This is a genomic window from Bacillus tequilensis KCTC 13622, assembly GCF_000507145.1.
Lineage (GTDB): Bacteria > Bacillota > Bacilli > Bacillales > Bacillaceae > Bacillus > Bacillus tequilensis.
Genome location: NZ_AYTO01000031.1, coordinates 14206 through 39023 on the forward strand (window position 1 = coordinate 14206; position 24818 = coordinate 39023).

A 24818-nucleotide genomic window follows, 5' to 3' on the forward strand; every position below is an offset into this window, starting at 1 on the left:
AAGAATTACATTAAGTAAAATTGAATGACTAACAATTTAATTAATCATAACTTATACGCATGGAAAATCAGAAAGAATCTATCTTTATTTATAACCATCATGTGTTTGAGGGGCTTTCTTATTATTACCGATACTATATTGTTTAAACCGACTCATAGATTTATTGAGCCGCCAATAATATGATCTTCTATTTTCTCAATATGGTTATTATGTACACTAACTTTAAACTGCCGAAAACTGTTCTTTATTTTAGTCTAATCAATAATTTAGAGGATTTTCATTATGAATTTAAATTGAGAACAATTAAATTTTTAAAAATTTAATTGACAACGATAATTATATTGATTAAAATTCAATTGTGTTAAATTTAATTTATAGGAGTGTTTGATGATGACAGTATATTTTACAGCAGAAGCTACAACAAAAGGCGGAAGAGAAGGTCATGTAAAATCTAATGATCTTATTATTGATTTGGATTTAGCTATGCCAAAACCAAATCAAGCATCCACGGCTACAAATCCAGAACAATTATTTGCGGCAGGCTATTCAGCTTGTTATGACAGTGCTCTTCATTTAGCAGCCCAAAGACAACGATTAAAAATCGAATCAGCAGTTACTGGTAAAGTAAGTTTATTAAAAGATGAAAGTGATAATGGTTATAAACTCGGAGTTGTTTTGGAGGTGGAAATTCAAGGGGTATCTCAAGAGCAAGCGGAAGAATTAACCCATGCAGCTCATCAAGTATGTCCATATTCTAAAGCTACTCGCGGAAATATTGATGTACAAATCATTACAACAGCAATGTAAGACGAAAGATGCCAAGATCAAAAGGTAATGGAATAAAAGTTACCAACCTTCAAATAAGGAGAGAGATCTATGTTAAAAAAAGTACAATTAGAAAAAGCAGCTCAAGAATTTGCAGAAGCAACCGCGAACCCCCCCTATCTATTCGACCTTGGACCTGAGAAAGGACGAGAAGCTGTAGATGAGGTTCAATCTGACCCAATTGATAAACTGCCAGTTGATATTGAAGATATTATGATTTCAGGAGGACCGAGCGGACAGGTATCAGTAAGAATAATGCGCCCACAGAATGCGCCTGCGCACCTTCCTGTCATCGTGTACATTCATGGGGCCGGCTGGGTATTTGGTAATGAGCATACACATGATCGGCTCATCCGTGAGCTCGCAGTTGGAGCACAAGCTGCTATTGTCTTTCCAAATTACACCTTATCTCCAGAAGCAAAATATCCGACAGCCATTGAAGAAATCTATGCAGTAGTGAAGTGGGCAGCTGAAAATGGCCGTGAGAACGGCATGATTCCCGAGAGTCTAACAATTGCAGGTGATAGTGTTGGAGGCAATATGACTGCTGCTGTCACGCTAATGGCCAAAGCACGAGATGACTTGAATATCCGACAGCAATTACTTTTCTATCCGGTAACAGACGCTTCTTTCGATACGGAATCCTATCACCAGTTTGCTACAGGATACTTTTTACGCAAGGACGCGATGATGTGGTTTTGGGACCAGTACACAACCAATTCGAACGAGCGTACTGAAATTACAGCATCACCTCTACGTGCAACTACTGAGCAGCTTCAAGGGCTTCCACCTGCATTGATTATCACAGCTGAAGCTGATGTACTTCGTGACGAGGGAGAAGCATATGCCAATAAACTTCGTGAAGCCGGTGTTCCGGTCACTGCCGTACGTTTCCAAGGTATCATTCACGATTTCGTGATGCTCAACGCCTTAGCCAAAACTGAAGCTGCGCGCGGAGCAATTGATCTTGCCACAACCTGGTTGCGTAAAGGGTTTTAATGAATCTATTGTTTCGTCACAACTGCTGCAAATAAATAAATAAAAAACAAACAGATCCACTCCATAATTGAGTGGATCTTATATCTATTCAATCACTTATCGCAAATATATTCACAATCGAGTATGCTTTCTTTTACTTTCGTGAGGATAAATTGAAAAATGCTGAAACTGATGCTCAAACAAATGCTAACTATCATGAATGGAATGAAAAGGCCAATATCATTTATGAATTTGTGATGAAATACAATGATTATATAAAAACTGCACGTGATTATGGTACCGGTGAGATCATTAATATGGTTGAAGTACACACTCTCACTGTTATTGAGGAGAACCTAAGAATTACTGTTAACTGAGGTAGCGTTGAAGCGGAACCGAACAAGGGGTGCTGTATCACAGATTATCTCTGAACTTGAAAAACGCGATTTGATTATAAGAAAAAAAGAAGACGGAAACGCCAAGCATGTACATCTGTATGCAACCGAATTGCTGAATAGACCTTAAATAATGTTTCTTGACATGTATATGACCCATCTATACCCTAATAAACAAAAAGAGATGGCTGACAAATTAGATAACTTACTATAAGTTAATCGACACTTTTGGTCACAAAACACATTTTAAATAAATAAAAAATACCAAGGGTATCAAAACCCTTGGTATCATTGATGCGGCCGAGAAGACTTGAACCTCCACGGGTTATTCACCCACTAAGCCCTCAAAGCTTCTTGCTTCTTATTTTGCTGTATTGCTCGGATAATCCCAGCTTATTCTGAGTCTGTATTTCGAGTAGCCGGTCAATTAAATGGATGTTTTTTTCATTCCTTTTCTGTTTGTTCCATTTTCCACCACAGTGAATCTTTTGGATTTTCCACAGCTTCTTGAAACTCAGCTTTAGAAGCAACTGTTGGGTAAGAACCTTTTAAAGATTTACCTGAAGTATCTTTAAATAAGGTTAGCACAACTATTAAGCCAATTAAACTGACTGCTAATAAATAGAAACCTGGCGCCAAATTGTTTCTTGTCACATGGGTTAACCAAGAAGCAACTAAAGGTGTTGTTCCGCCAAAAATAGAAACTGATAAGTTGAATGTCCAGGATAATGTACGATATCTAATGTCAGTATGGAACAACGTAGGTAAAGATCCTGGCATAGTACCTTCGTATACAGATAATACAATACCTAACATTAAAAGCCCTATAAACAAGAATGTTATATTCCCCATATTAAGAAATTGGAAAGAGATAATCGAAAATACAATTCCTAATACTAATCCAATTGTTATAACTTTTTTATTTCCTAATTTATCTCCTAGTTTACCAAAAGTTAAAGCGAACGGTACCATAATAATCAATACAATTGCTGTAACCGGTGTACTTATATTATCACTTATACCAAGGTTCTCATCTAAATAAGAAGGCATATAACCTAACAATAGGTAATTGGTTATATTGAAAAATGCCACAAATACGATACATAAAAAGATATCTTTTTTATATGTTTTAATTACTTCTAATAAACCTGGTTGTTGTTCTTGGTTATCAGAGATGTCATTTTCAAAGATTGGCGATTCATCTAAATGACTTCTCAAATATAAACCAAATAATCCCATTGGGATACTCAAGAAGAAAGGAATTCTCCATCCCCAACTATTCATTTGAACATCAGATAAAGTCCAGAAAAGTACTGTAACTAAAACAGAAGCTACTATATAACCAGATAATGTGCCGATTTCTAAACCACTGCCTAACCTTATACGTTTATTATCTGGAGAAGATTCTGCGATATATACCATTGCACCAGCGTACTCTCCACCCACAGAAAAGCCCTGTAGAATACGAGCTAAGAGTAATAATATAGGGGCCCATACGCCAATCTGATCATAGGTAGGAAGTACACCAATTATTAAAGTAGATAAAGCCATCATTAAAATAGTAATTGTTAATACTATTTTCCGACCAAATTTATCACCCATTTTACCAAAAATAATTCCGCCTACCGGTCTAAGTAAAAAGGCAATTGCAAATGTAGCAAAAGTAAATATTAACTTTAATTCATCGTTTTGAACTGGACTGAAAAAGTTTTTACTAATAATAACTGCCAAATAAGAATATAAAGCAAAATCAAACCATTCCATCGCGTTTCCTATCCCTGTAGCAAACACGCTTTTCTTCGCTTTTTGAATGTCTACAACGTTAATTTTTTTCTTGTTGAACTTCATCTAATAATATCAACTCCTTAATTATCAGAACCTCATTATACAAGCGCATAAACGGTCCAAGCATGCAGTCCCAGAATGTATAGCGTAATGCTTCTCTAAAAGTCTGGGGGTTTCTGTTTCACCTGATGGAGAGCTAATGGCATAGTGGCTGATTGGTTCAACTGTACCTTAAAAGAATAGACTAACATCCATATCAGCCCCAAATAACATTGAACCAGGAAAGAAGGATGAAATTCAGTTTTTTCGCTGGTTTCCTTAACTTATTTTTGCCGATTGGACTAAAAATAATACAAAAAGCAACAAAAAGAGAAACAGCCAACAGATAATACCAGCCAAAGTGGTTGGTGATATATCCTTGGGCTGTGGTTGGATTTTCTGCAGACTATTTGGAGAAATGATTCCCCTTCATACAGCTTGATTGTGAATATTATCACAATCAAAAAGACTTTTATTTCTTCTAAGTATCCAAACCTTTATTTTAGTTCTTCCATTACGTCTTCCAATATGTTTATTATGTTTTGCAGATAGATTGAGGTCATTCCTAAGAATTATTTACTGATTCTATCTTTATTACCCCACAATCAGGTGAAACAAAACACTATAAACGTACCATATCTTTTTAAAATCTGACAAGCCCAACAGGGTGATAGAAACCCGGCTAAAGCCAAGCTAATCAATGGATAGAAGAATTTTTTTTTGTTTTTCCCAAGGAATAACGTCTGTGTTTAATCTAGCCCAATTAGAAAGAAAAAGAGCAGGAGTAATCCTGCTCTTTCATTCAAAACTTTAATTTATATGACGAATGTCGTATACCTTTTCGACTTTCTTTACCTATTAATTAGTATGCAGACTACAACAGAAATAAGTGAAATAATGGTTGTATTTAAACAGGCCAATCATCGACAATTGAATGTATTGCATGACACCTAACAAAATTATTTTTCATCCAGCTGGAAATAAAGTAACATTTTTAAGGTAATGGTTTTATTTTTGATCGGCTTTTTCTTACAGCTAAATCCAGACATCATTTTCAGCTGTTTGATCAGTTATTTCTTGCCCGGTATTCACAACACCTTTAGGTTCTACAAGCAAAATTTTACACTCTGCTTCTGCATAAGGTTTATGTTCAACATTTTTCGGAATGACAAACATTTCACCTTCATTTAATTTTACTTCTCCATCACGAAATTCAATGATTAAATTACCCCCAATGACAATAAAGACTTCATCTGTTTCGTCATGCTTATGCCAAACAAAGTCCCCTTGTACTTTAACTAGTTTAAATTGATAGTCATTCATTTCAGCGATTACTTTTGGAGACCATTGATCTTGGAATTTAGATAATTTCTCTTGAAAATTAATCGGTTTATATTTCATTCTTTCTCCTCCCCGTGTAAAACTAAAGACAGCATATTTCGGTCTTTGCTCTTCCCCTGATTTTAACTAGTCCCAAATTAAAGACCGGTCCACTTCAGCAGTTCTAAGATAGTCTAAAAGTTGACCGGTTTGTACTGACTCATGATAAGCGATTCTTAATAACCTGTCCCCTAGTTTTCGAACTGACCCAACATCAGACCTGTCTATCTTTCTATTTGTTAAATCTGTTTCGTTTAAAGATTTAATGACATTGATGACACGCCATGGGTATTTTAAAAACATAAATAAAAACTCACGGAAATTCAGGTGTGTTTCAGATAGGCCCTCAACCTAGTAAAAACATATCATGAGTTACAAAAGCTTTTATTCAAAGCATCTGTTTATTTTATTTATACTTATTTTCATCATTTTACATGAATTCTGGGCACAAATTGGGCACCTATTATTATTAAAATCTATCACAAACCCTTACTTTCACAACACATAATTTGTTTCAGTTTCCCTCGCGAATACCGGGTCAATGCTCAGCTTTTAGATATTCAACCAATTTCTCCGCACTGTTCTTAACATCTTCTTTTGAAAGGTGAAGTGTATCATATTGTGTAAACGCAGGAAGAAAACGCATTCCTATATAGTTAGCCGTGACTTGAAACGGTCTGATAAGCTCGCTGATCGTGATATTATATTCTCCGCCTGCTTGATAATCAGATTCCTGTGCGCCTAAGGAGATAGCTAAGAGTAGTTCTTTTCCATGCAATTTAGTTCCCCCAGTTCCATAAGCCCAACCATGTGTTAACACATCATCTTCCCATTGTTTGAGTAACGCGGGACTGCTGTACCAATACATTGGGAACTGGAAAACGATACGCTCATGATCTAACAGGAGCTGCTGCTCTTTTTCTACATCAATGATAAAATTAGGGTATTCACTGTACAGGTCATGAACCGTAATGTCATTCTCTTGCTTTAAACGATTCATCCAGGTTTTGTTGACAACAGACGTTTCCAAATTTGGGTGTATAACGATAACTAATGTTTTCATATGACTGATTATCCTTTCTTCGCCGATTAGTTATTATTGCCGACAATGAATTGATTCTAATTTTAAAAAAGCAACTTTATTTACACCTATTTTATCCTTTTTCATGAATTCAGGGCAACTAATTGGGCACTGATTATATTTGTAGCCCCAAAAAAGGCTTAACCTTTTAAAAAAGATTAAGCCTTTTTAGTCCCCTCATGCGCCTACCCTATCTGCAGCCACTTTGACTTCTGTACTATGATCACTTTGCAAATAAATTATTGAAAATACACTACTTAAAACCACTGCTGCCAATAGAATCCGGCTGATTTTCATTAATAATCTCCCTAATTTTTCGTCTTGCTTCAATACTCATACGATAATATTCATGAGAGAGCATTAAATTTCCTTTTCCCCTCTAATATTTTGATTTGAATTTCGCTGAGTATTCCTTATCATCACTTTTATTGGCAATAAATCGCCCTATCCTAAAGTATAGCAATGCAACATCATAATTTTGTTGTTTTGCTTCAACATAGGTTAAAGTGAATAAAGTCTTTGCTAGGAAACTATCTTTTGATTTCCCGAAAATTTCTAACGACAAGATTAAATGTTATGAAGCCTTTTTATATTCTTTCAATTCATCATAACAAATCCCAATATTCATGTGTGACATTGCAATTAAATGCTCTATGTTACTTTCTTGGCAATTTCTAAAGAAATTGTTCCAAGGCTCTTTTATTAGATATTATCCATTTTTTTTCTCACTCTCTTACTAAGCTTGAAGCCGAATCTATTTATATACTCTTCATTTTTCACCATGATTTGATATGCCTCTATGATTGGCAAGGTACGAATCAAGATATAGACACCTACAGCTATCAAAACTACACAAACCGGATAGTAGGCAATTAAACCTGAGGCAATATGTTTTCTTTCAAGAAGAAAAGGAATTACGCCTGCCACAATAGAACAAACTCCAACGACCATGATAGCAGCATACCTTTTTTTAATATCTTTATATCTCGCTGTCAGCTCTTTATGATGATTTTGATCAAAAATCAGAGCCTCTTTCTTGAGTACCTTATATTTATCTTCTTCCGTAATCATTCCTGTCACAATAGCTCCAATGCCTAGTACTGCTATAATAATGATAAGGAGTGTATAAATAGCGGGTTCTTGTTTAAAAACCAAATAAGGGACAGTGGAAAAAATAAGCATGCTCAGTCCGAAAGATACATACTGGAAAACTTTGCGTTGATGCAATAAAAAGCCGTCTGCCATTTCTCTGCTTACATAATATCCTTCTTTGTTATCGGGACGAGGTTCAACAGAGTCTTTTAACAAATAATCAATTGATACTTCGAAAATGTTTCCAATCATTAGAAGCTTTTCTGTTTCAGGAAACCCTTGCCCATTTTCCCACTTACTAATCGCCTGCCTTGTCGTGTTTACTTTCTCTGCTAAAGCTTCCTGTGACAGACCTTTTTCTTTTCGCAGCTTAAAAAGTTTTTCACCAAATGTCATATTTAAGAACTCCTTTACTTTGATGACTACATTGTATGAAAACAGCGCTCTCCGTTCTATCTTCCAGCAAATGCACTTTGTCAACTTACGGTTGCAACGATGTTATACAGTGTGTTTTATACCTATTATGATCATGTCTTTGATAAGTAAAAGTTTTCAAAATTAAGCACCTAATTCCTTTTCCTTCTTAAGTATAGATAAACAATAAATTCTTTTCCACTTTTTATTCACCCTTTAACTTGTGATGTGCATTTTAAATTCAACTCCTAATTATTAATTCGTCCAAGAGATACAAGGTGATCTCTCCAATACTTGAATTTCAGATCAGAATATTCAATTCCACTGTCATTTGAATTAAACATTCTGCCATTGCCTACATAGATGCCGACGTGAGTAATGGCTTTTCCTTCATATGTGCCGCCAAAGAACACTAAGTCACCCGCAGTCGCTTCTTTTTCACTTATTTTCTTTGTTACCCCATGTTGTTCCTGTGCTGTTCTTGGAAGAGTAATTCCGGCTTTGGCGAAAGCCCACTGAACTAGGCTTGAATAATCAAAACCAGTTTTCGGATTTGAATCTCCCCAGGCATACGGTTGCCCTTCATGCTTCAAAGCTTCTTTCATGAAAGTTTCATAGAAATCCATAGAGCCGTTCACATACCCCATGACATGGTCAACATAACTTGGGTCACCGTAGCTTTTCCAGCCCATTTTAAAAGCTTGCAACCGGCTGAAATCAAGTGCCAATTTCTTTGTGTATTTTCCGCCATTCTTTTTGACATAGTCTATAAATCCAGAACCAAAGTTGTATGCCTGTAAGGTTAAACGAACATCACCGCCAGCCTGTTTAAAAACCTTCTTAAAATGTTTAATGCCGACTTCAATCGAACGTTCTGGGTCAGTTATGGAGTTGGGAGGTAAGCCGATACTTTCGGAACTTTGCATGATATCTAAAGAACGCCCACCACTTTCTTGCATGGTGAGCGCCATAATAATATTCACTTGGTCAAAAACCAAAAAGCATGTGCAAAAGTGAAAAATTTAAGTGTTGTCAAAAACAGATGAAATTTTGGAATCCCGATCAGTTTAAAGAATTTATTAGTCTCATAGAAAAAGACGAATTTATTTTTAAGGTGTTCTATACAACTGATGATCTGACTGGAATGCACTTAGGAGAAATTTTAGCGTTTCAATAGAAAGATTTAGACAAGTTTAGAAGAGGAAATCAATGTATACAAAGCTTTAACATATATAAATCAAGAATATATAATTACAGCTCTCCAAAACTAAAAATTCTGTTCGCTGTATAAGTATCAATTCAAAACTTATAACGTTGCTTGATGAATGGAGACGACATCAGAAGGAAATCTTACAGATTTGTCCAAGAGGGAATGTTGAGCCTATCCGTTTCCATGATTTGAGGCAATCACTTGTAGCCTCGCTTATCCATCAAGGGGAAGAAAAGAACGATTAGGACATAGTTCTGTTTCTTTTACTATGAATACTTACGGACACCTTTTCCCTAATAAATAGAGGGAAACTGCCGACCGTTTAGACGAATTACTTTAAGTAACTGGTGAGTATTGGTGAGCAAGTCCTTTTTAAAGGCCGTATTTTCAGCATAAAAAAATAATACCAAAGGTGGTTAAACCCTTGGTATTATTGAGATGCGGCCGAGAGGACTTGAACCTCCACGGGTTATTCACCCACTAGGCCCTCAACCTAGCGCGTCTGCCATTCCGCCACGACCGCGTGATCATTAAATTGTTTGTGCTGGTTTAGTAGGCTCTTAACCTAGTAAAACCCATTTGCGTGCACTTTGTAAATAAAGTGCGGGTGAAGGGACTCGAACCCCCACGTCGTAAGACACTAGATCCTAAGTCTAGCGCGTCTGCCAATTCCGCCACACCCGCAAAAAGACAAATGGTGAGCCATGAAGGACTCGAACCTTCGACCCTCTGATTAAAAGTCAGATGCTCTACCAACTGAGCTAATGGCTCTTACTATTCAATTTCAAAATAAAAATGGCTGGGCTAGCTGGATTCGAACCAACGCATGACGGAGTCAAAGTCCGTTGCCTTACCGCTTGGCTATAGCCCAACGAAAATGGAATGACCCGTACGGGATTCGAACCCGTGTTACCGCCGTGAAAGGGCGGTGTCTTAACCGCTTGACCAACGGGCCGATGGTTGAGAACTTATATCGAAATGTTATGGCGGAGAAGGAGGGATTTGAACCCTCGCGCCGCTTACGCGACCTACACCCTTAGCAGGGGCGCCTCTTCAGCCACTTGAGTACTTCTCCAATATGGCTCCACAGGCAGGATTCGAACCTGCGACCGATCGGTTAACAGCCGATAGCTCTACCACTGAGCTACTGTGGAATAATGAGACAAAGCTTATTATATCAGCCTTGATTTTTAGCGTCAAGAGGTAAATGTTTTTATTTATCTCTCGTGACGACTTTTATAATGTAACATAGGCTTGCCATATTCGTCAACCTTTTTCACGAAAAAATTCTTTTTATTTTTCCGCGGCATTTTCCGCATCTGTATCTGTCAGGGTTCATGGCGCGCTTCTTTATATACTGTTGGCCGCAGGCCGTGCAGATATACATATAAGTTTTTTTGCTTTCTGTTTTTTTGTTAAGAGGTGTACAGAACCTCGGCGCATTGACCTTCTGCAGCAGCTCTCGGAAATCTCTGTCTCTGTGCTTGTACCCTTTTCCTTCAAGGTGAAGGTGATAATGGCAAAGCTCGTGCTTAATGATGCCGATCAGTTCCTCTTTGCCGTGTTCAATCAAATATCTTCTGTTCAATTCAATGTTATGGGAGGATAACAGGTACCTTCCGCCCGTAGTTTTAAGCCTGTCATTAAAAAGCGCCTGATGGCGGAACCGCCTTTTAAAATACGTTTCCGAAATATCCTCTGTCAGTTTTTGAAGCTCTGTGTTATCCATGGTGCACCTCACTTAAAAAACATTGAACGGGACAATTCACCGTTTGCATACAATATGGTAATCACCGTCCCTCTTATGATAAAAGCTGAGGAGGAATGAGCCTATGCCAAATTGGCTTAAAAAACAGATGCAAAAAGCGTTCCTTGAAAAAGATAATTACCAAATTAAACTGCTGAATCAATGCTGGTATTTCTATAGGAAAAAACACTGCTCGTAAGCAGCGCTTTTATTTTACCATAGACAGCGATACTCTGCCTTTTTGTACATCTACGCCATCAACCCACACCGTCACAATATCACCGACGGATACGACATCAAGAGGATGCTTGACGAATTGATTGCTGAGCTTTGAGATATGCACAAGCCCGTCTTGTTTGACTCCGATATCAACAAACGCTCCGAAGTCCACTACATTGCGCACGGTGCCCTGCAGTTCCATTCCCTCTTTCAAATCTTCCAGCTGAAGGACATCTGTTTTCAGTAAGGGCTTAGGCACCTCATCACGCGGATCGCGTTCCGGCCTTGTCAGTTGCTCACAAATATCTTTCAGAGTGATTTCACCGATTCCCAGCTCTTTTGCCGTTTCAGAAAGCGCAAGCTGATTGATTTTGTCCTTTAATTCCGCCGTGCCGATTTGTTCTGTTGAAAGACCAAGCTTTTTCAATAACGCTTTTGTTTCCTTATAGCTTTCCGGGTGGATGCCCGTTCTGTCCAAAGGCTCTGTCCCTTCCTGCACCCTTAAGAAACCGATGCATTGCTCATAGGTTTTCGCACCGAGTCTCGGAATGTCCTTTAGTTCTTTTCGATTGGAAAACTTTCCGATTTCCTCGCGTTTTTTGACAATGTTGCCTGCGACAGACTTTGATAATCCCGCTACATATTGAAGCAGCGCGGCGGATGCTGTGTTAACGTTTACTCCAACTTGGTTTACAACGGTTTCAACAACAAACCGCAGAGATTCATTTAAGCGCTTTTGGCTGACGTCATGCTGGTACTGCCCGACGCCAACAGACTTCGGATCGATCTTGACGAGTTCCGCGAGCGGGTCTTGAAGTCTTCTCGCGATAGATACAGCACTGCGCTCTTCAACCTTAAGCTCAGGGAATTCTTCTCTGGCAAGCTCAGAAGCCGAATATACGCTTGCTCCCGCTTCATTGACGATCACATAATAAATTTTACGCGGCATGTCCTTCAGTACATTAACGATGAACTGCTCTGTTTCTCTGGATGCCGTGCCGTTTCCGATCGCCACCATCTCGACTTGGTGCTGCTCAAGAATCTTTTTCACTTTTTCATGGGCTTCTTTTGTTTTGTTGACTGGCGCATGCGGATAGATGACATCAATCTCCAAAACTTTTCCGGTCTCATCTGACACAGCGAGCTTGCAGCCAGTTCGGAAGGCTGGGTCAACACCGAGAACGGTTTTGCCTTTCATCGGCGGCTGAAGCAGAAGCTTTCTCAAGTTTTCAGAGAAAATATGAATCGCCTGTTCATCCGCTTTTTCTGACAGCTCTTTTCTGATTTCACGTTCGATTGCCGGCTGAATCAGCCTTTTATAACTGTCTTCAATCGTCTCCTGCAAAATTTCTTTTACAGACGTTGCGCGGTTTTTGATGATTTGCTTTTCTAAATATGCCTTAATGTGATCCGCTGGCGGTTCGATAGACACCTTTAAAATGTCTTCTTTTTCGCCGCGGTTCATCGCCAACACTCTGTGCGGAACGACTTTTGCGATTGGCTCTTCATACTCATAATACATTTCATATACATTTTTCTCATCGGCGTCTGCCGATTTTCCGGCTGCAGACTTAATGGTTCCTTTTTTGAAGGTTTCCTGGCGAATCCACTTTCTGAAATTCGGCTCGTCTGAGATTTGCTCAGCAATAATGTGCTTGGCGCCTTCAATCGCTTCTTCCCGTGTGAACACTTCTTTTTCTTCGCTGATGTATTTGTCTGCAACTGCTGCCAGACGGTTATCTTGCGGGAGTGTCAGAATATAGTCGGCAAGCGGATCGAGACCTTTGCTTTTCGCAACTGTCGCCTTTGTTTTGCGTTTTTGTTTATACGGGCGGTAAAGGTCTTCCACTTCCTGAAGCTTCACCGATTGCTCAATTTTACGTTTTAGATCATCTGTCAGTTTATCCTGCTCTGCAATCAGCCTGATGACTTCTTCTTTTCGCTGATTCAGGTTTTGTATGTATTGCCAGCGTTCAGAAATCGTCTGAATCTGAACCTCATCCATTGACCCCGTCTGCTCTTTTCGGTATCGGGCGATAAACGGGACTGTGTTGCCGTCCTCCAGCAGGCGGATGACACTTTCAACGTGTTTTTGTGACAAACCTATTTCTTTCGCAATTTGCTGTTTTAAAAGGGCTGACGTTTCCATATAACCAAAGCCTCCAATATTGTCGTTCTATCTCTAGTGTATCAAAAACCGAAAAAAACACATAAAAAAAGACAGCTGCCGCTGCCGGTTTTTTTCCTCTTATTTCAACATGTCCGTTTAATTGCCTGTAAAAAAAGAAGCCGGTATTCCGGCTTCTTTTTGTTCTTATTCTCCTAGGACAGCTGTCCAAGAATATAGGTCAGATCGTCTTTTCTTGATGTCGTATACATTTTCAGTGAATTCGATATGTCTTCTACCGATTGGCCTTTTTTCAAATGGGAGCGGATATCGGGTACGTTGAGTCCATCTGTATGTATAATGAACTTTGAACCCTTTTCATAAGTGGCGGTATGCGTTTTGTATTTTTGCGGCTTGCCTGATAAGTAGCCCGAAATCGGCAGAGGATAAAAGCTTTCACCAGACGGGGAATGCAGAATAAACCGTACGTTTCCGACAGAGCAGTACGTAAACTGCCTTTGTTCAAAATTGATTTTCAGGATTGACGCTGTAGCGCCTCTTTTGTTTTTCATGGCCTGATTACAGCGTTCGATAATGCTTTGTACGTCTTCATCCGCATAGTTTTTCACTAAGTCTTTAATTGCTGAAGAAGATTCGTTGGCAAGCGACCCGCTTCCAAGTCCGTCAGCTACCGCACAAATTAGCTCCTTATCATCAGCTTTCATAAAAAAGCTGTCACCGCAAATCGATTTTCCTTCTTTATTCAGTTGGTATACAAGAGTTTGAATATGCTCGTTTTCTTCAACCTGGATCATTACATTAACTCCATCGAGGGATCTTCAATCAAGGCCTCTCTGAGCTTCTTCACAGCTTTGCGCTGCAGACGCGAGACGTGCATTTGAGATATACCGAGAATGTCCCCAGTTTCTTTTTGGCTTTTGTTTTGGATATACGTAAGGTCTATGATTTGTTTTTCACGGTCTGAAAGGACATGGAACACGCTTTGCAGCATCATTTGCTGGTTCACCCGCTCATATCCGTCCTCCTGTGATCCGACAATATCAAGAATTGTGACCGTGCTTCCGTCCGAATCCGCTTCAATGCTGTGGTCAACAGATAGAGCCTGATAGCTTTTGCCCATTTCCATCGTTTCAAGAACTTCTTCTTCTGAAACATCGAGAAATTCGGCAATCTCTTCGACTTTCGGTGACCTTTGGGTTTCAGTCGTCAGCTGATCAACCGCCATTTTGATTCTTGGGCCCAGCTCTTTAATCCGTCTCGGTACGTGAACGCTCCACGTTTTATCTCTTAGGAAACGTTTAATTTCACCGATGATTGTCGGAATCGCAAAAGCTTCAAACGATTTGCCGACGACGGGATCGTATCGCTTAATCGCACCAAGCAGCCCGATCATGCCGACCTGACGAAGGTCCTCGTGAAAGCTTTTGCCTTTTGAATATTTTTTCGCAAGCATATCAACCAAATTTGTATACACCCGCACAAGCGTTTCCTGCGCCTGTTCATCTTGATTTGTTTGGTAATCGCTTATGAGCCGATCGACTTCATCTTTAGTTAGTTTCGTAGTTTTTGATGGTTGTGTCATGATCAACTCGCTCCCCATTTAAATACTTTGTCATCGCTACGGTGACGCCTGAGTTGTTTTGCACTCTGACTTCATCCATGAGCGTTTCCATTAAATATAGACCGAGCCCTCCTTCTGATAATTGATCAACTGTGTGCGAAGGTGTGTACGGGCCTAGATCTTGCTGCTTTTGATCGAAATCAAAGCTGTCTCCTTCATCCGCCACAATCACCTCTAACCGGTCTTCGAACACACCGAATCGTATTGACACTTCCCCATTTTTATCTTCTTTGTAAGCGTGCTGAACCGCATTTGTACACGCTTCACTGACTGCGATTTTCAGATCTTCAATTTCATCGTACGTATAGCCCATTCTGCTTGCGACGCCTGACAGCGTCAGCCTTATAATTCCCACGTATTCAGGCTGGGCCGGCACTTTCATTTCGATGTAATCAGCGTTATTCTTCATTGCACTCCACCTTCTGACTTTGCAGAAATATCAATGATGTCCTTCAGACCTGTGATGTCAAACAGACGGATCAGCCGGTCAGAAAGATTTTCAAGCTTCAGCGAACCGCCTTGTTTTTTCACTGTCTTAAAGACACCTACAAAAACGCCCAGTCCGGTACTATCCATGTAGCTCACATCTTTCAGGCAAATTTTTAAATCAGCGCCTTGTTCTGCCAGAGGAACAAGTTTCTCTCTGAGCACCGGAGCTGAATATACATCGATTTCTCCTGCAATATTTACTTGTATATCATTCTCGTTTTGCTTCACATCAACATTTATATTCATACATATCACCTCAAATTTTCCTTCAAATCACTAATTCACTTATACCCACGGCCGGCTGATGCTAAACCTTTCTTCGCAAAACAATTAACGTAAAATCATCGTGAAGCTGAAAGTCCTGCAATTTGAGGAGGCTGTCATAAATGTTTTTGACCATTTCCTGCGCGGAGGAACACATATGTTCCTCAATGAGTTTCTGTAAATCAGGACGCTCCAAGAAACCATTTTCTGTTCTGCATTCTGTGACGCCGTCAGAAAATAACACAATCATATCGCCCGTTTCGAGATGCTGATCGAATTGTTTATAGTCATAATCCTGCGAGATGCCGAGAACAAGCCCTTTGGCCTCTAAATCGTAAAACGTGTTGTCTTTTTGAGAATAATAGAATCCCGGTTCATGTCCCGCTGAAGCATATGTAATTTGATGTTTGTCCATATTGTAATTTGCATAAAACATCGTAATAAACATGCTGGCATCAACATTTTGCTCAACAACCCGGTTTAAATTTTTCAGCACCTGAGAAGGGTGTATGCCCGTTTCCGGCAAAGAATCCATCGCATATTTAATCATGGACATACAAAGAGCCGCCGGAATGCCTTTTCCGATCACATCAGCAATTGCGATATTGATGGATTCCTTGTCTTTGACAAAGTGATAGTAATCACCGCTCATCTGTTTAGCGGGCACACTGATGGCGCCGATATCCAGCGCTTCTTCTTGCGGAATCTTTGTTCCTAGCAGCGTCTGCTGAACATTTGCCGCGATTTCAATTTCTGATTTGATTTCCTGCTGTATCCCCCTAAGGGTTTGATGCTCCTGATAAGCCATTCCATACCCAATCATGACTTCTATTAAAAAATCCAGCGAATGAAAAACATCTTCCGGGAGACTCGGATACAGCTCCTTCAGCACTTTTCGGTGTATGCTGATGATTTCTTCCGGAGGAATTTGATGCTCGATTGTTTTTCGGCTGAATTTTTGGGCCTGATATAAAGATGTTTCTGTTAATTCGGCTATATATCGACTAAGCAGCTGGTGATACCGCTGCTCAATAACCTCCCTAAAATCCACTTTCTTACCTCCTACCGAAGCCATTTAATGGCTTGTATCTCTGTTCCTTCCCCCGTTACGGAATTTAAGCTGAATTCATCCATCAGCCTTTTCACGCCGGGAAGTCCCGCTCCGAGTCCGCCAGACGTTGAAAATCCGTCTTCCATGACTTTGCGGATATCGGGAATTCCCGGCCCTTTGTCTTCCGCTATGATTTTGAGGCCTTTTTTTCCTCTGTCAGCGACCTGTTCAATTCCGATCTGGCCTTTACCGGCATATAAATAAATGTTTCTGGCTAATTCTGAAATAGCCGTTGTAATTCTAGCCTGGTCTACAGTGCCGAAACCCAGTTCTTTTGCAACGTTTCGCCCCAGCTGTCTGGCGGCCACAATATCCCATTCTGTCATGATTTTTACACAGGATTGGTCGTTCATTCGCTATTCCCCCAATTCCCGCTTCAATGTCTCAAGCCCCTGCTCTAAGTCGAGCGCAGTTTCGATTTCCTCAAGCGCGATTCCAAGCTCAATCAGTGTCACTGCTACAGCAGGCTGAATTCCCGTCAAAACCACTTTTGCGCCCATTAGTTTGGACATCGTGATCACGTCGCCAAGCACTTTTGCGATAAAGGAATCAATCATGTCCACAGATGTCAGGTCAATGACAACTCCGTTAGCGCCTGTTTCGTATATTTTATTTAATAAGTCTTCTTGAAAGGTTAATGCGGTTTGGTCATCAAGTTCCCATTGAATGGACACTAATAAGCAATTATACAGTTTCAAGATCGGGATTTTCGGATGTCTCAAAATGTTATTCCCCCAATGAAACAATTTTTCGATCTGTCATTTCCAAAGCCGTTTGAATTCCTTTTTGCAGGGTATTCTTAGTAATAACTTGGGATAAATCAATGCCAAGGTTGACGATGGTCTGAGCAATCTCCGGACGGATTCCGGCAAGCAGGCATTTTGCTCCGACAAGCCTTACCGCTTCAGACGCTTGAATAATATGATGGGCAACCATCGTGTCGACGACCGGCACGCCCGTAATATCTATCAAAACGACTTGTGAGCGATATTTGACGACGCCATTAAGCAGATTTTCCATAATTCGTTTTGCGCGTTCGGTATCAATTGTTCCGACCAGCGGCATCACAGTGATATTTTCAAACACCGGGATGAGCGGCGCCGACAGCTCCTGCAGGGCGATTTTTTGCAGGGATACTGTTTTTTCCCAGGAGATGGAGTACTGATTAAAGATTTCTGTATTAATCGGGCTGAAAAAGCGGTCAATCTGCCAGATTAGTTCCGTACTCTCTTGATCTGGCAATCTCTTATCATTCATTTTTGTGTAGAGACCCTTCCAGAATTCAGCAAGCGCCGTAGCGAGAAACTTCAAAGAAAGTCCGATTTGCACGGCTCTCAGCGCCAGTTCACTGATTTGGTCCTCAGCAGAGATGTCATCCTTAACAGATAAAAGAAGAATGTCGATATATTCTTTAGATATATTTTCATACACTTGATCAGTGAGCTGATATGATTCTTGCTCGCTTAATTCTTTTAGTGTGTCAGTCCACAGTTGGAGCAGTTCATTTTGATTCTCGGCAATGAACTGGTATACAGTCTGGTTCGACATCAAATTCGCTTACCTCCCGATAAAAAGCAACATATTTTTTCGTTATTTCATTATTATATCGCTAATTTTTTTTGAAAACAAAAAAAGTTGCTCTATTTGAGCAACCTGTACATATGTCTAAAAATCAATGAGTGCCAAACTGATTTGTAAGGCTTCATCAACCTTATCCATCATTTCATCATCCAGATGAGTAATCTTATCCGTTAACCTTTGCTTGTCAATCGTCCGAATTTGCTCCAGCAAAATAACGGAATCTCTTTCAAAACCGTAGCGTTTTGCATCGATTTCGACGTGGGTTGGTAATTTCGCTTTCTGTATTTGTGCTGTTATGGCTGCAACAATAGCAGTTGGGCTGAAGCGATTTCCGATGTCATTTTGGATCACTAAAACCGGGCGCACCCCGCCTTGCTCTGAGCCAACAACAGGAGATAAATCAGCAAAATAAACATCGCCGCGTTTCACAATCAAATGATTATCCTCCGCTGACTAAGCGCTCAACTGTCGTTTCAGCCTCGCACTCCGCAAAGTGAGCCTCAGAAGAAATATTCAGGTTGATTTTCGCCATTTCCATATAGCCGCGTCTCATCAAATCACGGTTGTGACGAGTTGTTCGTTCGCTGACATACGCTCTCACTGCTTGTGATATCAGTTCGTTTCTGCTTCGTTTCTCCCGCATCGCTACACCATCCAATTCAGCCACTAGGTTTTCGGGCAAGCTGATTTTCATTTCGGTTCTTGCGCTGGATTCAGACAAAAAACATACACCTCCACCAAACTTACGGATACGACTCTTTATCCATCCAGTGATAATGATACCATTATTCACTCTTCAAGCAAAGCTGTTTTATGAATTCTCCATTGAGATGAGCTATTTGCTTGCATTTTCCTGCAATAAAGGATTTCTCAATTCCATTATACTCCCATTTTCCAAAAACATACGGGGAACACGGGAACTTATTGTACAAGACACCTCGTAGTTGATGGTTTCCAGCCTGCCGGCGATTTCATCCATGGAAATATATTCATCCCCCTGCCGGCCTATTAATGTTACTTTTGTGCCCGGCGGATATTCCTGATCCAGTTCCACCATAAATTGGTCCATGCAAATTCGGCCGGCGATTTTCAGCCGTTTTCCCTTCACAAGAATCTCGGTTCCTTTCAATTTTCGAAGCCAGCCGTCGGCATAGCCAACAGGCACCGTTCCGATCCATGTGTCTTTTTCTGCTGTGTATTCCGCTCCATAGCTGACACTCTCGCCTTTTCTGATTAATTTAACATGAGACAGCGTCGAATGCAGGGTAAATGCAGGGAGCAGCTGAAACGGTATTTCGTCCGTAATGTCGGCTGACGGACGGAGGCCGTACATGCCAATGCCGAATCTGACCGCGTTGAAAAAGCCTTTTTTCAGACGAAGACCGGCGGCGCTGTTCGCGCAGTGGACCATCAGGTTCTTTAACGGCAGCGGCGCAATCAGCTCTTTAAAGCGCTCAAATTGCATCAAAAAATAGCTTCTTTCTTTTTCATCCGCTGTCGCAAAATGGGTAAATACCCCCTTGCACTTTAAACGGGGGTTGCGGTCAAGAATCGCCAGCACGTTCTGAACTTCTTCTTCCGATTTTACGCCAAGCCTGTTCATCCCCGTATCGACCTTCAAATGAAAATGAAGAGGACGTTTTTTCAAGTGGCGGGCTGCTTCCTGAAGCCATTCAACAGAATAGCCTGTTAATGTCACGTCATATTCCGCCGCGATTTCCGCATACTCCGGCGGGACCGCGCCAAGCACTAATATAGGCGCCTTAAAGCCCTTGTTGCGCAGGGAAATCGCTTCATCCAGAATGGCCACCGCCAAGCATGAAGCACCTGCATCAAGTGCCGCCTGCGCTGTTTCTGCGTCGCCATGCCCGTAGGCGTTCGCTTTTACAACCGCTATCAGTTGGACATGTTCGCCGATGTGTTTTTTCATATTGCTGACATTTTCCTTTATTGCGGACAAGTCGATTTCTGCCCACGTATCTCTGTAAAAAGGTTTTGTGCTCATCATGACACTTCCTAGCTTTTATTCAATATCATTTACATATCATACTAAAATTATAGACAAAGGGAAATGATCCCTAACGAAAAAAGGCCAAATCACGTTTGGCCTTTGGCGATTATTTAGACGATTGTCCCTGCATGCTTTTCGCGACTGTCACCATTTCCTCTTTAGAAAGATCTTTAGAGGAGAGAAGGTAATCTACACCGTCATATGTCCATGATAGTGATGCGTCTGACAAGGCGCCGATGGTGTAGCCGAGATTCACCGGTTCGCCGTTCATTGTAACTGAGGAAGAAGCTTTGGCGACCTGGGCTTTTTCCTGTATTAAAGTAAATGATTTTTCTCCTCCGTAGGTCATGATGATACGCTTCCCGTCTTCAGAGGAAATATCTTTTTCTTCAAGCAGCTTTACGCCAAGCGGCAGTTCAAGCGGGGTTTTGACCGCGAACGTGTCGGATGGCTTCGCGCTTGTGGCGACATCCATTTGGGAAAGCGTCATATTTTTCTTTTCGTCAAATGATTCTTTGTCGAATTGTTTATTAAATTCGAAGCTGCTGAATTCCACTTTCACCATGACTTTTCGGTCTGTATCCATCACTTTGACAGATGATGGGCTCATATCTTTTTTGTTAAATGTGATTTCTTGCGTCGGCAGCATTTTGTTATGCTGATAGTTTGTTTTTGTTTCGAATACGTATTTCTTTTCTTTCGCAGTGAAGACTGCATCCGAATCGTTTTGAACATCCTTTACAAGCGATTCAAACAGGTAGACCTGGCTGCTGTTGTTCGGCCAGTCGCTTTGAAACCTGAAGCTCTTATTTAAAGACGGCGTGAGAACAAATACTCCGTTTTCATTTCGTAAAATGACTTGGTTTTGGTCCTTTTTCGGATTTTCCAGATAAACTCTGTACAGAGACGGCTTTTTGTGCCAGATTTCCACATTGTATACTTGAGGCTCACTCCCTGTCTCGATGGTCATTTTCGCTTTTGCTTTGTACGAGGTGTATTCTTTCGCCTTTTCATCTAATCCGGTCACAATATCTTGCTGCGTTTTTTGCCCGCAGGCAGAAAGAATAAGGACAGCAAGCAGTCCCGTTAAAAGCAAAACAAAGCTTTTTCTCACCTTTTTCAACCCCTTTTTCTCAATTGATGTAAAAGGAAGAAATCGCTTGTTTGACTTTAACGGTACGCTCGGTACACGTTAGGCAGAACGGATGCGTACCATAAAAGCCTCAAACAACTTGTCTCCCTTAATGCACTATCAAATATATGAGTGGGGTTTCCCTAATATGCAGACTAGCTTGACAACCTTTCAATCACAACCTGCGCGGCCGCATATTCCTTTGTATGTGTGATTGATACGTGAACAGCGGCTTGGCTCAGTTTCGTGCAAATGATGTAAGGCTTGCCATTATGGTCTTTCTTAATTACGATGTCCTGAAAACTGAGATGCTTCCCTATACCGGTGCCATATGCCTTCGAGAATGCTTCTTTTGCCGCGAATCTGCCCGCGAGAAATTCGATTTTTCTTTTTTCTGAAAGCTCATGATATTGGTCAAGCTCGCTTCGGGTTAAAATCCGCTCGGAAAACCTTTTCTGGCGGCCTGCCATAGAGGCGATCCGTTTAAGCTCGGTGATGTCCAGTCCAATGCCGTAAATCATGTGCAATAACCTCCTTTGCGGTACGTACTATTTGAATGGTTTGTCTCATAAACGTGTTACTATAGAAATACAAAAATGAAGAAAAGGGGCTCGGAATGTTTATACGGACTGAAAATTTCCAAACGTTCATCAGACTTTATCCCGCTGTCACCTTTATATTGGCCTTACAAGCTGTTCTCTGGCTGTTTTTTTCACTTCCTGCCCATTCAGTCGTGTTGTGGAGAGACGCGGTCACAGGCTATAATCTAGGCGTTGCAAACGGTGAATGGTGGCGGCTGATCACACCGATTTTGCTGCACGCAGGTTTTACCCATCTGCTGTTTAATTCCATGTCCATCTTTTTATTTGCCCCCGCTTTGGAGCGCATGCTGGGAAAAGTGCGTTTTCTGCTTGTGTACGCCGGCTCCGGTATCATCGGCAATATCGGCACATATGTGGCAGAGCCGCTTGATTACGTGCATGTCGGGGCTTCAGGCGCGATTTTCGGGCTGTTCGGCGTGTATCTGTTTATGGTTCTTTTTCGGAAAGAGCTGATCGGACAGGAGCACTCCAAAATGATTCTCACACTGCTCGCATTTGCCATTCTCATGTCGTTTATCAACTCCAATATTAACATGATGGCCCATCTGTTTGGGCTTTGCGGCGGGTTTCTTCTCTCGTTTTTATGTGTGCAAAAAAAAGAGCGGCGGTATTAACCGTCCGCTTTTTCATATGAATACCAATTCAAAATGAAGCCCGCATCCTCTTCACCTACATCCCTCACCGTTAATTCTTCCATATGGCTTGATGATTTTACCGAGGTAGAAATGGTATACAGGCTGCCTTTCTTTTGAAAATAGGATTGGCTGAACTTGCAAACCTGCATTCGTTTTTTCAGCACAATCGCTGTTGTTCTATTTATCAATCTGGACGTCAATTGGAGGCGATCGCCGTTAATCGTCCAAGCCGCATCCTTATATGCGAGGTAGCCGAAAATCAATTCAACCGGCAGCAAGATGATTGACAGATAACCCCACGGCTGAAAGAAGATGCATAACGGGATAATCAAAAAGATTGAAAAAATGACGGAACGGAATAAATATCGTTTTAACGCGCGCCGCGGCAGGCGGCGGATGTTGTCTTCCAGCGTGTATTCCGGCGTAAATGTCCGAAGCATGTCCGGAAGCTTTTGTTTATGAATCATCGGAAAGAGGATGGTCAAAGCGCCTTCTTCTTTTTCCCTTTCGCCGCCGCCCGCGCTGACGATGGACACCGTCACAAAGCCGAAGAGCTGTCGGATGATATTTTCTTTTATTTTAATGGCTTGTATTTTCCGGAGCGGTATTGTGACTTGATGTTTTTCAATAATTCCTCTTGAAATCACCAATTCCTGCTCTTTTTTTATGATTTGAAAGTTCGCGTATCTAAACATCATACCGGCGATGCTGAAAATCCAGGCAATAAATAAACCGATAAAAATAAGGACCGCGTAAATGCCGATGCTGGCGTGCTTCAGGAAGGAGAATTTATCGAAAATCCAATCCATCGGCAGCACTTCGTCAAGCTGGGAAATAAGCGCAAATACAGCGGAAATAATCACTCCGATTCCGCCGGAGGTTGAAGCGGCCACGAGCAATTCTTTTGCGTTCATGCGGTAGTGCTCTTGCGGTTCAACTGCTGGAATCAGCTCCTGCTCTGCTTCGGAACAATCTTCATCGTGTTCGCTTGCGTGTCTTTGCGCTTTTTTCTTAAAGACGGCTTCCTTGATGCGCTCGGCTTCTTCAACAGAAATAGCAGAAAGAACCGCTTCCGCCTCCTTGCCTCCGCCCGCCGTTTCAATTTGCAGCTTCACTAGCTTAAAAATTTGCTGGACCACGCCCGCACTCGTATTCATCGTTTGAATACGCTCAATCGATATGTATCGCTTTTTCGTCACAAACAAGCCTTCTTCGATCCTAAATTCATCATCTTCAATTCGATAGGTGAACTTTCTCCATTTGATGATGCTTGCCGCTACAAGCCAGATGAACAGCACGCCGAGCACAATGGCTCCGTAAAAACGGACTGTATGGTTCGAATTGACGATGTACACAAAAAAGAATGGCAGAATGATATTTTTTACCGTTTGAATAATGGTATGGCATAAATTCAAAATGACTGCCGCCGGGTGCAGGCGTTTCGGTTCAGACATCATCGTCAGTCACCCTTGCCAGACGGGAAATGGAGTCTCTCAGCCGATCCGCTTCCTCCATCTCTAAAGCTGGGATCGAATGAACGGTCGCGGCCGTGGAAATTTTCACCGTTGCCAGGTTGTATTTTTTTAATAATGGCCCTTGTGACGTATCGACGTGCTGAACTCTGACCATCGGGACAATCACACGTGTCACCACAAAAATACCTGACTGAATGTCTATTTCATGTTCATGGACTTCATAGCGCCACACTTTATGGCGGATCTTTGGAATGATAAGGACTGTCACAATCGAACCCAGCAGCCAAACCGCGCCGAGCACGCCGCTGATCCAGTACGGCCAATGAAAATAATAGCTTAACACTGCAACTGCTATGACAATAAGCAAGCAGACAGCGGATACGATGATTTCTTGAAGTCGCCAAACCTTTAATCCGTCTGGACTGATTTGGTTTTTTGGCTGCTCTCTCAATATACCTACCTCCCGTTTTTTCGTCGTTACTTATACGTCTCTTATACAGAAAGGTTTCATTCTTAAGCATACATAGAAAAATGGCTCCCGTCAGCTGAAAGTTTGCTGAATCACAAATTGCGAACATAAAAAAGCCCAAAACGTTATGTTTTG

General features: G+C 41.1%; 27 protein-coding genes, 7 tRNA genes and 5 pseudogenes. 6 read left to right on the top strand and 33 right to left on the bottom strand.

Translation table 11 applies throughout. The annotated features are described in order from the left end of the window. Positions 1–387 precede the first annotated feature (387 nt). From V756_RS0109330 to V756_RS1000000124160, 3 genes are all read left to right on the top strand, one after another. Complete coding sequence (locus V756_RS0109330) at positions 388–807, top strand: organic hydroperoxide resistance protein (RefSeq protein ID WP_024714432.1); 420 nt, start codon at positions 388–390, stop codon at positions 805–807. A 69-nt stretch (positions 808–876) separates the two neighbouring features. Continuing rightward, positions 877–1824: an alpha/beta hydrolase gene (locus tag V756_RS0109335; RefSeq protein ID WP_024714433.1), complete on the top strand. Its 948-nt coding sequence runs from the start codon at positions 877–879 to the stop codon at positions 1822–1824. 152 nt (positions 1825–1976) lie between these two features. Beyond that, positions 1977–2180: a hypothetical protein gene (locus V756_RS1000000124160; RefSeq protein WP_024714434.1), complete on the top strand. Its 204-nt coding sequence runs from the start codon at positions 1977–1979 to the stop codon at positions 2178–2180. 462 nt (positions 2181–2642) lie between these two features. Here the strand turns inward: V756_RS1000000124160 and V756_RS0109350 are convergent, their stop codons facing one another. The 9 genes and pseudogenes from V756_RS0109350 to V756_RS0109370 all read right to left on the bottom strand — a co-directional run. Beyond that, positions 2643–4046, bottom strand: coding sequence for an MFS transporter (locus V756_RS0109350; RefSeq protein ID WP_024714435.1), 1404 nt, complete (start codon positions 4044–4046; stop codon positions 2643–2645). A gap of 38 nt (positions 4047–4084) precedes the next feature. Further along, positions 4085–4448 (bottom strand): annotated as a pseudogene (locus V756_RS1000000124385) (BCCT family transporter); the annotation flags it as partial. Between the two features lie 609 nt (positions 4449–5057). Continuing rightward, on the bottom strand, positions 5058–5423 hold the full coding sequence (locus V756_RS0109355) for a cupin domain-containing protein (protein WP_024714436.1): 366 nt from the start codon (positions 5421–5423) through the stop codon (positions 5058–5060). Positions 5424–5489: 66 nt separating this feature from the next. Then, a pseudogene (locus V756_RS1000000124390) lies at positions 5490–5672 on the bottom strand (DinB family protein); the annotation flags it as partial. 268 nt (positions 5673–5940) lie between these two features. After that, positions 5941–6465, bottom strand: coding sequence for an NAD(P)H-dependent oxidoreductase (locus V756_RS0109360; RefSeq protein WP_024714437.1), 525 nt, complete (start codon positions 6463–6465; stop codon positions 5941–5943). 195 nt (positions 6466–6660) lie between these two features. Continuing rightward, positions 6661–6780 (bottom strand): phosphatase, encoded by a 120-nt coding sequence (locus V756_RS1000000123410; protein ID WP_081719821.1) that lies wholly within the window; start codon positions 6778–6780, stop codon positions 6661–6663. Next, positions 6737–7150 (bottom strand): annotated as a pseudogene (locus V756_RS1000000123415) (tetratricopeptide repeat protein); the annotation flags it as partial. The gene V756_RS1000000123410 and the pseudogene V756_RS1000000123415, both read right to left, overlap by 44 nt. A gap of 35 nt (positions 7151–7185) precedes the next feature. Continuing rightward, a complete protein-coding gene (locus tag V756_RS0109365) occupies positions 7186–7971 on the bottom strand; it encodes a helix-turn-helix domain-containing protein (RefSeq protein ID WP_024714438.1) in 786 nt (261 codons plus the stop codon). Positions 7972–8237: 266 nt separating this feature from the next. Continuing rightward, a pseudogene (locus V756_RS0109370) lies at positions 8238–8984 on the bottom strand (bifunctional lytic transglycosylase/C40 family peptidase); the annotation flags it as partial. Between the two features lie 382 nt (positions 8985–9366). Here V756_RS0109370 and V756_RS1000000124805 point away from each other — a divergent pair. Beyond that, positions 9367–9503, top strand: a pseudogene (locus V756_RS1000000124805) (tyrosine-type recombinase/integrase); the annotation flags it as partial. A gap of 135 nt (positions 9504–9638) precedes the next feature. Here V756_RS1000000124805 and V756_RS0109380 read toward each other — a convergent pair. The 8 genes from V756_RS0109380 to V756_RS0109415 form a co-directional block, all read right to left on the bottom strand. Next, positions 9639–9722 (bottom strand) — tRNA-Leu (locus tag V756_RS0109380). Positions 9723–9801: 79 nt separating this feature from the next. After that, positions 9802–9883: transfer RNA gene (locus V756_RS0109385), tRNA-Leu, on the bottom strand. Positions 9884–9894: 11 nt separating this feature from the next. After that, a tRNA-Lys gene (locus V756_RS0109390) sits at positions 9895–9970 on the bottom strand. Positions 9971–9995: 25 nt separating this feature from the next. Then, a tRNA-Gln gene (locus V756_RS0109395) sits at positions 9996–10070 on the bottom strand. 12 nt (positions 10071–10082) lie between these two features. Continuing rightward, positions 10083–10154 (bottom strand) — tRNA-Glu (locus V756_RS0109400). 29 nt (positions 10155–10183) lie between these two features. Beyond that, positions 10184–10274, bottom strand: a tRNA-Ser gene (locus V756_RS0109405). A 4-nt stretch (positions 10275–10278) separates the two neighbouring features. After that, positions 10279–10353: transfer RNA gene (locus V756_RS0109410), tRNA-Asn, on the bottom strand. A gap of 122 nt (positions 10354–10475) precedes the next feature. After that, positions 10476–10928, bottom strand: a complete 453-nt coding sequence (locus tag V756_RS0109415) for a SprT family protein (protein ID WP_024714440.1) — start codon at positions 10926–10928, stop codon at positions 10476–10478. A gap of 103 nt (positions 10929–11031) precedes the next feature. Between V756_RS0109415 and cmpA the strand changes: the two genes are divergently transcribed. After that, a complete protein-coding gene (gene cmpA / locus V756_RS1000000123870) occupies positions 11032–11145 on the top strand; it encodes a cortex morphogenetic protein CmpA (protein WP_003225207.1) in 114 nt (37 codons plus the stop codon). 9 nt (positions 11146–11154) lie between these two features. On the opposite strand, the gene V756_RS0109425 is transcribed toward cmpA, so the two are convergent. From V756_RS0109425 to acpS, 14 genes are all read right to left on the bottom strand, one after another. Beyond that, a complete protein-coding gene (locus V756_RS0109425; protein WP_024714441.1) occupies positions 11155–13314 on the bottom strand; it encodes a Tex family protein in 2160 nt (719 codons plus the stop codon). A 173-nt stretch (positions 13315–13487) separates the two neighbouring features. Then, positions 13488–14087 (bottom strand): phosphoserine phosphatase RsbX, encoded by a 600-nt coding sequence (gene rsbX / locus V756_RS0109430; protein WP_024714442.1) that lies wholly within the window; start codon positions 14085–14087, stop codon positions 13488–13490. Then, on the bottom strand, positions 14087–14875 hold the full coding sequence (gene sigB, locus V756_RS0109435) for an RNA polymerase sigma factor SigB (RefSeq protein ID WP_024714443.1): 789 nt from the start codon (positions 14873–14875) through the stop codon (positions 14087–14089). Before sigB ends, rsbX begins: the two co-directional genes overlap by 1 nt. Then, entirely contained in the window at positions 14841–15323 is a 483-nt protein-coding gene (gene rsbW, locus V756_RS0109440) for an anti-sigma B factor RsbW (protein ID WP_024714444.1), read from the bottom strand. The genes sigB and rsbW overlap by 35 nt, the downstream gene beginning before the upstream one ends. Further along, positions 15320–15649, bottom strand: coding sequence for an anti-sigma factor antagonist RsbV (gene rsbV / locus V756_RS0109445; protein ID WP_024714445.1), 330 nt, complete (start codon positions 15647–15649; stop codon positions 15320–15322). Before rsbV ends, rsbW begins: the two co-directional genes overlap by 4 nt. Positions 15650–15710: 61 nt before the next feature. Beyond that, positions 15711–16718 (bottom strand): phosphoserine phosphatase RsbU, encoded by a 1008-nt coding sequence (rsbU, locus tag V756_RS0109450; RefSeq protein ID WP_024714446.1) that lies wholly within the window; start codon positions 16716–16718, stop codon positions 15711–15713. 11 nt (positions 16719–16729) lie between these two features. Then, positions 16730–17131, bottom strand: a complete 402-nt coding sequence (rsbT, locus tag V756_RS0109455; RefSeq protein ID WP_024714447.1) for a serine/threonine-protein kinase RsbT — start codon at positions 17129–17131, stop codon at positions 16730–16732. 3 nt (positions 17132–17134) lie between these two features. After that, entirely contained in the window at positions 17135–17500 is a 366-nt protein-coding gene (gene rsbS / locus V756_RS0109460) for an RsbT antagonist protein RsbS (protein WP_003225190.1), read from the bottom strand. Between the two features lie 4 nt (positions 17501–17504). Further along, a complete protein-coding gene (gene rsbRA, locus V756_RS0109465; RefSeq protein ID WP_081719822.1) occupies positions 17505–18329 on the bottom strand; it encodes an RsbT co-antagonist protein RsbRA in 825 nt (274 codons plus the stop codon). A gap of 114 nt (positions 18330–18443) precedes the next feature. Continuing rightward, positions 18444–18794: a type II toxin-antitoxin system endoribonuclease NdoA gene (gene ndoA, locus V756_RS0109470; RefSeq protein WP_003156187.1), complete on the bottom strand. Its 351-nt coding sequence runs from the start codon at positions 18792–18794 to the stop codon at positions 18444–18446. A gap of 4 nt (positions 18795–18798) precedes the next feature. After that, positions 18799–19080 carry a type II toxin-antitoxin system antitoxin EndoAI gene (gene endB / locus V756_RS0109475; protein WP_003225183.1) on the bottom strand — a complete coding sequence of 94 codons (282 nt, stop codon included), beginning with the start codon at positions 19078–19080 and terminating at the stop codon, positions 18799–18801. Positions 19081–19194: 114 nt separating this feature from the next. Continuing rightward, positions 19195–20364, bottom strand: coding sequence for an alanine racemase (gene alr / locus V756_RS0109480; RefSeq protein ID WP_024714449.1), 1170 nt, complete (start codon positions 20362–20364; stop codon positions 19195–19197). A gap of 112 nt (positions 20365–20476) precedes the next feature. Next, a complete protein-coding gene (locus V756_RS0109485) occupies positions 20477–21493 on the bottom strand; it encodes a LolA family protein (protein ID WP_081719823.1) in 1017 nt (338 codons plus the stop codon). Positions 21494–21657: 164 nt separating this feature from the next. Beyond that, on the bottom strand, positions 21658–22023 hold the full coding sequence (acpS, locus tag V756_RS0109490) for a holo-ACP synthase (RefSeq protein WP_024714451.1): 366 nt from the start codon (positions 22021–22023) through the stop codon (positions 21658–21660). 95 nt (positions 22024–22118) lie between these two features. On the opposite strand from acpS, the gene V756_RS0109495 reads away from it, so the two are divergent. Continuing rightward, positions 22119–22718, top strand: a complete 600-nt coding sequence (locus tag V756_RS0109495; protein ID WP_024714452.1) for a rhomboid family intramembrane serine protease — start codon at positions 22119–22121, stop codon at positions 22716–22718. Here V756_RS0109495 and V756_RS0109500 read toward each other — a convergent pair. Further along, positions 22715–24196 carry a PH domain-containing protein gene (locus V756_RS0109500; protein ID WP_024714453.1) on the bottom strand — a complete coding sequence of 494 codons (1482 nt, stop codon included), beginning with the start codon at positions 24194–24196 and terminating at the stop codon, positions 22715–22717. The genes V756_RS0109495 and V756_RS0109500 overlap by 4 nt on opposite strands. Then, positions 24186–24665 (bottom strand): PH domain-containing protein, encoded by a 480-nt coding sequence (locus tag V756_RS0109505; RefSeq protein ID WP_024714454.1) that lies wholly within the window; start codon positions 24663–24665, stop codon positions 24186–24188. Before V756_RS0109505 ends, V756_RS0109500 begins: the two co-directional genes overlap by 11 nt. Positions 24666–24818 lie beyond the last annotated feature (153 nt).

Excerpts from the sequence above, each read along its gene's own strand:
- V756_RS0109355 (WP_024714436.1), bottom strand. The coding sequence starts at position 5,423 with ATGAAATATAAACCGATTAATTTTCAAGAGAAATTATCTAAATTCCAA.
- V756_RS0109365 (WP_024714438.1), bottom strand. The coding sequence starts at position 7,971 with ATGACATTTGGTGAAAAACTTTTTAAGCTGCGAAAAGAAAAAGGTCTG.
- V756_RS0109350 (WP_024714435.1), bottom strand. The coding sequence starts at position 4,046 with ATGAAGTTCAACAAGAAAAAAATTAACGTTGTAGACATTCAAAAAGCG.
- V756_RS0109425 (WP_024714441.1), bottom strand. The coding sequence starts at position 13,314 with ATGGAAACGTCAGCCCTTTTAAAACAGCAAATTGCGAAAGAAATAGGT.
- V756_RS0109335 (WP_024714433.1), top strand. The coding sequence starts at position 877 with ATGTTAAAAAAAGTACAATTAGAAAAAGCAGCTCAAGAATTTGCAGAA.
- rsbX (WP_024714442.1), bottom strand. The coding sequence starts at position 14,087 with ATGATCCAGGTTGAAGAAAACGAGCATATTCAAACTCTTGTATACCAA.
- V756_RS0109495 (WP_024714452.1), top strand. The coding sequence starts at position 22,119 with ATGTTTATACGGACTGAAAATTTCCAAACGTTCATCAGACTTTATCCC.
- V756_RS0109415 (WP_024714440.1), bottom strand. The coding sequence starts at position 10,928 with ATGGATAACACAGAGCTTCAAAAACTGACAGAGGATATTTCGGAAACG.
- V756_RS1000000123410 (WP_081719821.1), bottom strand. The coding sequence starts at position 6,780 with ATGAAAATCAGCCGGATTCTATTGGCAGCAGTGGTTTTAAGTAGTGTA.
- cmpA (WP_003225207.1), top strand. The coding sequence starts at position 11,032 with ATGCCAAATTGGCTTAAAAAACAGATGCAAAAAGCGTTCCTTGAAAAA.
- acpS (WP_024714451.1), bottom strand. The coding sequence starts at position 22,023 with ATGATTTACGGCATTGGACTGGACATCACCGAGCTTAAACGGATCGCC.
- rsbT (WP_024714447.1), bottom strand. The coding sequence starts at position 17,131 with ATGAACGACCAATCCTGTGTAAAAATCATGACAGAATGGGATATTGTG.
- V756_RS0109360 (WP_024714437.1), bottom strand. The coding sequence starts at position 6,465 with ATGAAAACATTAGTTATCGTTATACACCCAAATTTGGAAACGTCTGTT.
- alr (WP_024714449.1), bottom strand. The coding sequence starts at position 20,364 with ATGAGCACAAAACCTTTTTACAGAGATACGTGGGCAGAAATCGACTTG.
- sigB (WP_024714443.1), bottom strand. The coding sequence starts at position 14,875 with ATGACACAACCATCAAAAACTACGAAACTAACTAAAGATGAAGTCGAT.
- V756_RS0109330 (WP_024714432.1), top strand. The coding sequence starts at position 388 with ATGATGACAGTATATTTTACAGCAGAAGCTACAACAAAAGGCGGAAGA.
- V756_RS0109500 (WP_024714453.1), bottom strand. The coding sequence starts at position 24,196 with ATGATGTCTGAACCGAAACGCCTGCACCCGGCGGCAGTCATTTTGAAT.
- rsbV (WP_024714445.1), bottom strand. The coding sequence starts at position 15,649 with ATGAATATAAATGTTGATGTGAAGCAAAACGAGAATGATATACAAGTA.
- rsbW (WP_024714444.1), bottom strand. The coding sequence starts at position 15,323 with ATGAAGAATAACGCTGATTACATCGAAATGAAAGTGCCGGCCCAGCCT.